At 69.6% G+C, this 8,095-nt stretch carries 7 protein-coding genes; 5 read left to right on the top strand and 2 right to left on the bottom strand.

What is annotated here, in order from left to right:
- Window positions 1-698 (bottom strand): AEC family transporter (locus BMG07_RS38420; RefSeq protein ID WP_198088881.1); only part of this gene is annotated, 698 nt, incomplete at its 3' end.
- Window positions 699-844: 146 nt separating this feature from the next.
- Between BMG07_RS38420 and BMG07_RS38415 the strand changes: the two genes are divergently transcribed.
- Window positions 845-2,941, top strand: coding sequence for an ATP-dependent helicase (locus BMG07_RS38415; protein WP_198088880.1), 2,097 nt, complete (start codon window positions 845-847; stop codon window positions 2,939-2,941).
- A 241-nt stretch (window positions 2,942-3,182) separates the two neighbouring features.
- Here BMG07_RS38415 and BMG07_RS38410 read toward each other — a convergent pair whose 3' ends face one another.
- Window positions 3,183-3,335 carry a hypothetical protein gene (locus BMG07_RS38410; RefSeq protein WP_198088879.1) on the bottom strand — a complete coding sequence of 51 codons (153 nt, stop codon included), beginning with the start codon at window positions 3,333-3,335 and terminating at the stop codon, window positions 3,183-3,185.
- 113 nt (window positions 3,336-3,448) lie between these two features.
- Between BMG07_RS38410 and BMG07_RS38405 the strand changes: the two genes are divergently transcribed.
- From BMG07_RS38405 to BMG07_RS38390, 4 genes are all read left to right on the top strand, one after another.
- The gene (locus BMG07_RS38405) at window positions 3,449-4,618 is read left to right on the top strand and encodes a phospholipase A (RefSeq protein ID WP_198088878.1); all 1,170 of its coding nucleotides are present in this window, start codon (window positions 3,449-3,451) and stop codon (window positions 4,616-4,618) included.
- A 25-nt stretch (window positions 4,619-4,643) separates the two neighbouring features.
- Window positions 4,644-5,501: an ammonia-dependent NAD(+) synthetase gene (gene nadE, locus BMG07_RS38400; RefSeq protein WP_198088877.1), complete on the top strand. Its 858-nt coding sequence runs from the start codon at window positions 4,644-4,646 to the stop codon at window positions 5,499-5,501.
- Window positions 5,502-5,580: 79 nt separating this feature from the next.
- A complete protein-coding gene (locus BMG07_RS38395; protein ID WP_198088876.1) occupies window positions 5,581-6,342 on the top strand; it encodes a DUF3348 domain-containing protein in 762 nt (253 codons plus the stop codon).
- 1 nt (window position 6,343) lies between these two features.
- The coding region (locus BMG07_RS38390; RefSeq protein ID WP_198088875.1) for a DUF802 domain-containing protein at window positions 6,344-8,095 on the top strand (1,752 nt) is incomplete at its 3' end.

Below are 8,095 nucleotides of genomic sequence, written 5' to 3'. Positions count from 1 at the left end.
GCGCTGGCCACGTGCTCGCGCGCCAGCAGCGCCGAGCGGGCCAGCACCGCGCCGATGGTGAAGAGCGCCACCGGCGACGCCGCGTCGGCCAGCATGGCCACGGTGCGCTCCAGCGGCCCCGGCAACTGCCAGCGCGCGGCCGACAGCAGCACGCCCAGCAGGATCGACCACGGCATCGGATTCACCAGAATGCCGCGCAGCGCCTTGCGCGCCGCCTGCCCGGCCGAGCCCTTGCCGCCCGCACCGCCGGCCACGTCGAGCCGCGACAGCCCGATGCACAGCGACGAGGTCACGACCATGTCGATCGCGATCGCGATGATCATCGGCCCCGCCGCCTGCGCCCCCAGGATGGCCACCAGCAGCGGCACGCCCATGAAACCGGTGTTGGGAAACGCCGCCACCAGCGCGCCGAAAGCGCCGTCGTTCCAGCCGATGCGGGCGTTGCGCGTGAACGTCACCACGCCCGCCACCACGGCCATCGCGCCGATGCCCCAAACCAGTGCCACGCTGCCGTCGAGCAGTTGCCCGATGGGCGTGCCCGCGCCGAAGCGCAGCAGCATGCAGGGCAGCGCGAAATACAGCACGAAGCTGTTGAGGCCCGGAATGGCGTCCAGCGGCAGGATGCGGGCGCGGGCGGCGCCGTAGCCGGCGGCGATTAACGCGAAGAAAGGGAAAGTAACAAGGAATACAGGCAGCACCGCCCGATTGTCGTCGCCCGCCCCCGGGCGTGCAGAAGGTCACCGGGGAGCGCCCCGCCTACATCGCCCGCAAGGGCCGGCCCCGTATCATTGAGCGCTTTGCGCATGCCGTTCCCCACGGCGCTTTCCGGTTCCTTTTCTCCCCCATGTCCCACGGTCTCAATCTCGCGCAGCAAGAAGCGGTCAACTACATGTACGGTCCCTGCCTGGTGCTTGCCGGCGCAGGCTCGGGCAAGACGCGGGTGATCACCCACAAGATCGGCCGCCTCATCCAGTCGGGCCTGGAGCCCCAGCGCATCGCGGCCATCACCTTCACCAACAAGGCGGCCGCGGAAATGCGCGAGCGCGCCAAGGACCTGATCGGCAAGGACGCGCGCAAGGTCGTGGTCTGCACCTTCCACGCGCTGGGCGTGCGCATGATGCGCGAAGACGGCGCGGTGCTCGGCCTGAAGAAGGCCTTCAGCATCCTGGATGCCGACGACGTCACCAAGATCCTGAAAGACGCCGGCGGCACCGCCGACCTCGCCACCGCGCGCATCTGGCAGTGGACCATCAGCAAGTGGAAGAACATGGGCCTGAACGCCAAGCAGGCGGAGGCCGCGGCGGTGGACGACAACGAGCGCATCACCGCGCGCATCATGGCCCACTACGAAGAGCGTCTGCAGGCCTACCAGAGCGTCGACTTCGACGACCTGATCGGCATGCCGCTGAAGCTGCTCTACGAATTTCCCGAAGTGCGCGCCAAGTGGCAGGCCGCGCTGGGCCACATCCTGGTGGACGAATACCAGGACACCAACGCCACGCAGTACGCGGTGCTCAAGGCGCTGGCCGGCGAGCGCGGCCACTTCACCGCCGTGGGCGACGACGACCAGTCGATCTACGGCTGGCGCGGCGCCACGCTGGACAACCTGCGCAAGCTGCCGGTCGACTACCCGACGCTCAAGGTCATCAAGCTGGAGCAGAACTACCGCTCCACCAGCGCCATCCTGCGCGCGGCCAACAACGTGATCGGGCCCAACCCCAAGCTGTTCCCCAAGACGCTGTTCTCCGAACTCGGCGAAGGCGAGCCGGTGCGCATCGTCGATGCCGACTCCGAGCTGCACGAGGCCGAGCGCGCCGTGGCGCGCATCGTGAGCCTGCGCGCGGGCGACGCCACCACGCAGGGCAAGCAGTACAAGGAGTTCCGCGACTTCGCCATCCTGTACCGCGCCAACCACCAGGCGCGCGTGTTCGAGCAGGCACTGCGCAAGGCGCAGATTCCCTACAAGGTGTCGGGCGGCCAGAGCTTCTTCGACCGCGCCGAGATCAAGGACCTGTGCGGCTGGTTCCGCCTGTGGGTCAACAACGACGACGACCCCGCGTTCCTGCGCGCCATCACCACGCCCAAGCGCGGCATCGGCCACACCACGCTGGCCAGCCTGGGCACCTTCGCGAGCCAGTACAAACTGAGCCTGTTCGAGGCGCTGTTCAGCCCGTCGCTGCCCAGCGTGATGCCCAAGCGCACGCTGGAGGGCATCCACGAGTTCGGCCGCTACATCAACGACCTCGAATACCGCGCGCGCCGCACCATGGGCGCCGAAGACTCGCGCACCTTCATGCTCGACTGGCTGAAGGAAATCGACTACGAGAAGCACCTCTACGACGGCGAAGACAGCGAGTCGGCCGCGGCCTCGCGCTGGAGCAACGTGCTGGAGTTCGTCGACTGGATGTCGCAGCGCGCCGGCGGCACCCTGGACGACACCTCGGGCGCCGACAACACCATCGAGACCGAGCGCAAGAGCCTGCTCGAGGTGGCGCAGACCATCTCGCTGCTGTCCACCATCAGCGAGCGCCAGCAGGACCAGGACGTGGTCACGCTCTCCACCCTGCACGCGTCCAAGGGCCTCGAATGGCCGCACGTGATGCTGATCGGCGTGAGCGAGGGCCTGCTGCCCTTCAAGCTGGACGACGACAGCGGCCGCCAGCAGAAGGTCAGCGAAGACACGCTGCAGAAGCTGCAGGAAGAGCGCCGCCTGATGTACGTGGGCATCACCCGCGCGCAGCGCAGCCTGGCCGTGAGCTGGACCAAGAAACGCAAGCAGGGCCGCGAAATGGTGCCCTGCATTCCGAGCCGCTTCATCGCCGAGATGGGCCTGGACAAGGAAACCACCAAGGAAGACCCGCGCGAAAAACTCAAGGCGCTGCGCGCCGAGTTCGCGCGCAAGGCACAGGACAGCGCGGCCAAGGCCGCCGCGGCCTCATGACCATGAAGACGACGACGACGACGACGACGACGACAACGACAACGAAACTCCGGCGCGCGCTGCCGGCCCTGTTGCTGGCCGGCGCCGTGCTCGCGCTGTCGGGCTGCGCCATCGGGCGCGGCAACCCCGACTGCCCCACCGACGCGCGCGACCTGCCCTTGCAGTCGCTCTACGGCCGCTGGGAAGCCCGCTTCGACGGCCTGCCCGCCGTGGCCCGGGTGCAGCTGGGCAAGCACCCCGACTACGACGGCGTGCGCGGCACCATCACGCGAAGCGGCGCCAACGCGGGCCAGGCGCGCGTGGCGCAACTGGCGGGCGACGTCGACGACGAAGGCGCGCTCTCCATCGACGAATCGCAAGACGGCCGCGCCATCAGCGGCGTCTGGTCGGGCAAGCTGCAGAAGGCTCGTGCGGCCGCGAATTCCGCGGCACATGGCGCGACGCTGCGGACGAAAGCACGCACCCGTTCGTGCTCAGCAAGACCGCCACGGCGGAGGAAGGAAAGCCATGACGATCACACGACCCCGCACCCGGCTGCGCACGCTGGCCGCGCTGGCCGCCTGCCTGGGCGGCGCCGCCGGCGCGCAGGCGCAGGCTGTCGACAAGCCCGCGAGCCCGCTGGCCGATTCGCAGCTCACCTGGCAACAGTGCGCCGCGCTCGGCGCCAACAACGACGCGCGCCTGGCCTGCTTCGACCGCTGGGCGCAGCAGCAGACGCTGCCCTCGGCGGCGGTGCCCGCCGCGCCGCCGGTGCTGGCGAGCACGCAGCCGCCGGTGGACGGCACGATCCCGGCCACGCGCGTGGTCTCGGTCGCCACCACCGAGGGCTGCCGCGACCGCCAGTACTCGGCGCTGTCGCGCTTCTGGGAACTCGAGAACGCCACCGACTGCGGCACCTTCGGCTTTCGCGGCTACCGGCCGCTCAACGTGTCGGTCTCGGCCGCCACGCAGCGCCCGCAGACGCCCACCTCGCCCTCGCCCGACCACACCGGCGACCCCATCGCCTACCAGGCCAACGAAATGCGCATCGGCCTGTCGGTGCGCACCAAGCTCGCCCAGGGCCTGCTCACGCAGGGCGACCCGGTCAAGAAAGACTCGCTGTGGTTCGCCTACTCGCAGCAGTCGACCTGGCAGCTGTTCAACGGCGCCATCTCGCGGCCCTTCCGCACCACCGACCACGAACCCGAGCTGATGTACGTCTACCCGACCGACTTCAAGCTGCCGGGCGGCTGGCGCTGGCGCTACTCGGGCCTGGGCATCGTGCACCAGTCGAACGGCCAGAGCCTGCCGCTGTCGCGCAGCTGGAACCGCGTCTACCTGATGGGCGGCGCCGAGCTGGACGACCGCTTCACCATCACCGGCCGCATCTGGAAGCGCATTTCCGAAAGCGCGGCCAATGACGACAACCCCGACATCGCCGACTACATCGGCCGCGCCGAAGTCACGGGCCGCTGGAACCTGAACCGCGACAACCAGCTGGCCGTGACCGTGCGCAACAACCTGCGCGACAGCAGCCGCGGCTCGGTCCGCCTCGAATGGCTCAAGGCCATCGGCGATCCGGCCAAGAGCAACCTGCGCTTTCACACGCAGCTGTTCTCGGGCTACGGCGACACGCTGGTGGACTACAACCGCAAGCGCACCGTGCTCAGCATCGGCCTGAGCCTGGTGGACTTCTGACCCTCTTCACACACGCCGCCACACCATGAGTGCAGACCTCACCCCCGTCGACGCCACGCAGCGCGAGATCATCGCTGCGCTGCATGTCGCGCCCGCGTTCGACGCCGCAGCCGAGCTGGAACGCCGCGTCGACTTTCTCGCGAGCTACCTCAAGCAGACCGGCCTGAAGACGCTGGTGCTGGGCATCAGCGGCGGCGTCGATTCGCTGACCGCCGGCTGCCTGGCGCAGCGCGCCGTCGAAAAGCTGCGCGCCGAAGGCCGCGACGCCACCTTCATCGCGATGCGCCTGCCCTACGGCGTGCAGAAGGACGAAGCCGAGGCGCAGGCCTCGCTCGCCGTCATCCGACCCGACCGCACCATCACCGTCGACATCCGCCCCGCGGCCGACGGCATGCTCGCCGCGCTCAAGCAGGGCGACCTGAAATTCCGCGACGCGGCGCACGAAGACTTCGTGCTCGGCAACATCAAGGCGCGCGAGCGCATGGTGGCCCAGTTCGCGGTGGCCGGCGCGCACGACGGCATCGTCATCGGCACCGACCACGCGGCCGAGGCGCTGATGGGCTTCTTCACCAAGTTCGGCGACGGCGCGGCCGACATCACGCCGCTCACCGGCCTGAACAAGCGCCGCGTGCGCGCGGTGGCACAGCTGCTGGGCGCGCCCGACGCGCTGGTCTACAAGGTGCCCACGGCCGACCTCGAGTCGCTGGTGCCGGGCAAGCCCGACGAGGACGCCTTCGGCGTGAGCTACGAGCAGATCGACGATTTCCTCGAAGGCAAACCGGTGTCGGCCGCCGCGCGCGAGATCATCCTGTCCACCCACCGCAAGAGCGCCCACAAGCGCGCGCTGCCGGTCGAGCCACCGCCGCCCGCCGCGCTCGGCTGATGAAGCAAGTGACCACTCGGTTGCGGGGCCGCGCGCTCCGGGGCCCGGTGTAGACTGCTAGGTTTTCGATTTGACGGTAATGGTGCAAGTGACACGGCGCACAGGTTTCACCGGCTCGCCGCTCGTTCGCTTGCTCTCCCGGCTGACCGACGGCGACGTCGCTCAACCCCGGCAAACCACCGCGGAACGGCTGAGCCAGTGGTTCGGCTGGACCGACGACATCTCGCTGTCCGCGGCGCTGAACGGCGGCCCGGCGAGCTCGCTCTCCAGTGCAAGAAACAAGGTTTCCGCGACGGCCGAAGAGGCCGAATGCGCCCGCGTGCGCGCCGCGCTCACCAAGACCGTTTCGTCGGACAGCGCCGCCCCGCGCACCGCCCCCAACGACACGGCCGCCGACTTCGCGCCGCTGCGCCAGCGCTACCTGGCCCGGCAACAGGCCATGGAAGTCGCCATTGCCCCGCTGCGCAGCCGCCTGCGGACCACGCTGGCGGGCCGCTCGCAGGCCATGGCCAAGCTGGCGGCGGTGGACGTGGTGATGGAGCAGGTGCTGGCCGTGCAGGAGCGCAGCCTGCTGTCGGGCGTGCCCGCGCTGCTCGAAAAGCATTTCAAGCGCCTGCGGCAGGCGGCACTGGAAGCCCAGGCCGAAGCCGAGGCTGCTGCAGCGGCTGCAGAGACAGAGACACCCACGGCGCCCGATGCGCCCGGCAACACCGCCGCCCCGCTCGCGTGGCAGGACGTGTTCCACAAAGACCTCCAGGACGTGCTGCTGGCCGAACTGGACTTTCGATTTCAACCGGTCGAAGGGCTGCTCGAAGCCCTTCGCATGAAGCAACCAGGCTGACATGACCAGATTTCTTCCTCACGCTGTCTTCGTCGCGGGCTTGGCCGTCGTCGGCTGGGTCGGCTTCGGCTACGTGGGCACCCACCCGCTGGCGCTGGCCGTCACCGCGCTCGTCGCCGCGTTCTACGTGATGGGCGCGCTCGAGTTGCGGCGCTTCCAGCAGGGCACCGCCGCCCTGTCGCGCGCCGTGGCCGAACTCACCGACGCCCCCGCGAGCCTCGGCGCGTGGCTCGCGCAACTGCCGACCTCGCTGCAGAACGCGGTGCGCCTGCGCATCGAGGGTGAACGCGTCGGCCTGCCCGGCCCCGCCCTCACGCCCTACCTGGCCGGCTTTCTCGTGCTGCTGGGCATGCTCGGCACCTTCCTGGGCATGGTCGTCACGCTCAACGGCACCGGCCTGGCGCTCGACAGCGCCACCGACCTGCAAGCCGTGCGCTCCTCGCTCTCGGCGCCCGTCAAGGGCCTGGGGCTGGCGTTCGGCACCTCGGTGGCGGGCGTGGCCGCGTCGGCGATGCTGGGGCTGATGTCGGCCCTGTGCCGGCGCGAACGGCTGCAGGCCGGCCAACTGCTCGACAGCAAGATCGCCACCACGCTGCGCGTGTTCTCGCAGGTGCACCAGCGCGAAGAGTCGTTCAAGCTGCTGCAGCAGCAGGCGCTGGCCATGCCCGAACTGGTCGGCCAGCTGCAGGCCATGATGGCCGCGCTGGCGCAGCAGAGCCAGGCGCAGAACGACCGGCTCATCAGCAGCCAGGACAGCTTCCACGGCAGGACCGAGGCGGTGTACACGGGCCTGGCCACCTCCGTCGACCAGTCGCTGCGCCAGAGCCTGACCGAAAGCGCGCGCATCGCGGGCGCGGCGATCCAGCCCGTGGTCGAGGCCACCATGGCCGCCATCGCGCGCGAGACCGCCGCGCTGCACGGCACGCTGTCGCAGACCGTGCAGCAGCAGCTCGAAGGGCTGTCGAGCCGCTTCGCCGCCACCACGGCCGGCGTGGCCGACACCTGGCAGACCGCGCTGGCCGAGCACCGGCAGACGAGCCAGACGCTCTCGGGCGAAGTGCGCAGCGCGCACGACCAGTTTGCGCAGACCTTCGCGCAGCGCTCGGCCGCCTTGGTCGACAGCGTTTCCGCGCGGCTCGAAAGCACGGTGGGCAGCGTGTCGGACACCTGGAGCGGCGCGCTCGCCGAACACCAGCGCGTGAGCGAAAAGCTCTCGGCCGATTCGCAGCAGGCACTGACCGCCGCGGCCGCGACCTTCGAACAGCACGCGGCCTCGCTGCTGCGCACCGTGGGCCAGGCGCACGCCGAGCTGCAGACCGACATCGCCTCGCGCGACGAGCAGCGCCTCGCGGTGTGGGCGCAATCGCTCTCGGCGATGGCGGTTGCACTGAAGGACGAATGGCAGCAGGCCGGCGTGAACGCGGCCGGCCAGCAGCAGCATCTGCTCGACACGATTTCCCAGGTGTCGACGCGCGACGAGCAGAAGCTCACGGCGTGGACGCAGTCGCTGGCGGCCATGGCTGCGGCGCTCAAGGAAGAGTGGCAGCAGGCCGGCGTGCATGCGACGGGCCAGCAGCAGCAACTGCTCGATTCGATTTCGCAGATTTCTTCGCGCGACGAACAGCGCCTCGCCGGCTGGACGCAATCGCTGGCGGCGATGGCCGCCGCGCTCAAGGAAGAGTGGCAACAGGCCGGCGCCCACACCACCGACCAGCAACAGCAACTGCTGGACGCCATCTCGCAGATCTCTTCT

The organism is Variovorax sp. E3, assembly GCF_016082275.1.
Taxonomy (GTDB): Bacteria; Pseudomonadota; Gammaproteobacteria; order Burkholderiales; family Burkholderiaceae_C; genus Variovorax.
Note: the sequence above shows the minus strand (reverse complement) of the source record. Positions and strands in the feature narration are given on the sequence as shown.

What these genes read in the sequence shown, in the direction of transcription:
- BMG07_RS38415 (WP_198088880.1), top strand. Translation starts at nt 845, where the DNA reads ATGTCCCACGGTCTCAATCTCGCGCAGCAAGAAGCGGTCAACTACATG.
- BMG07_RS38405 (WP_198088878.1), top strand. Translation starts at nt 3,449, where the DNA reads ATGACGATCACACGACCCCGCACCCGGCTGCGCACGCTGGCCGCGCTG.
- nadE (WP_198088877.1), top strand. Translation starts at nt 4,644, where the DNA reads ATGAGTGCAGACCTCACCCCCGTCGACGCCACGCAGCGCGAGATCATC.
- BMG07_RS38395 (WP_198088876.1), top strand. Translation starts at nt 5,581, where the DNA reads ATGGTGCAAGTGACACGGCGCACAGGTTTCACCGGCTCGCCGCTCGTT.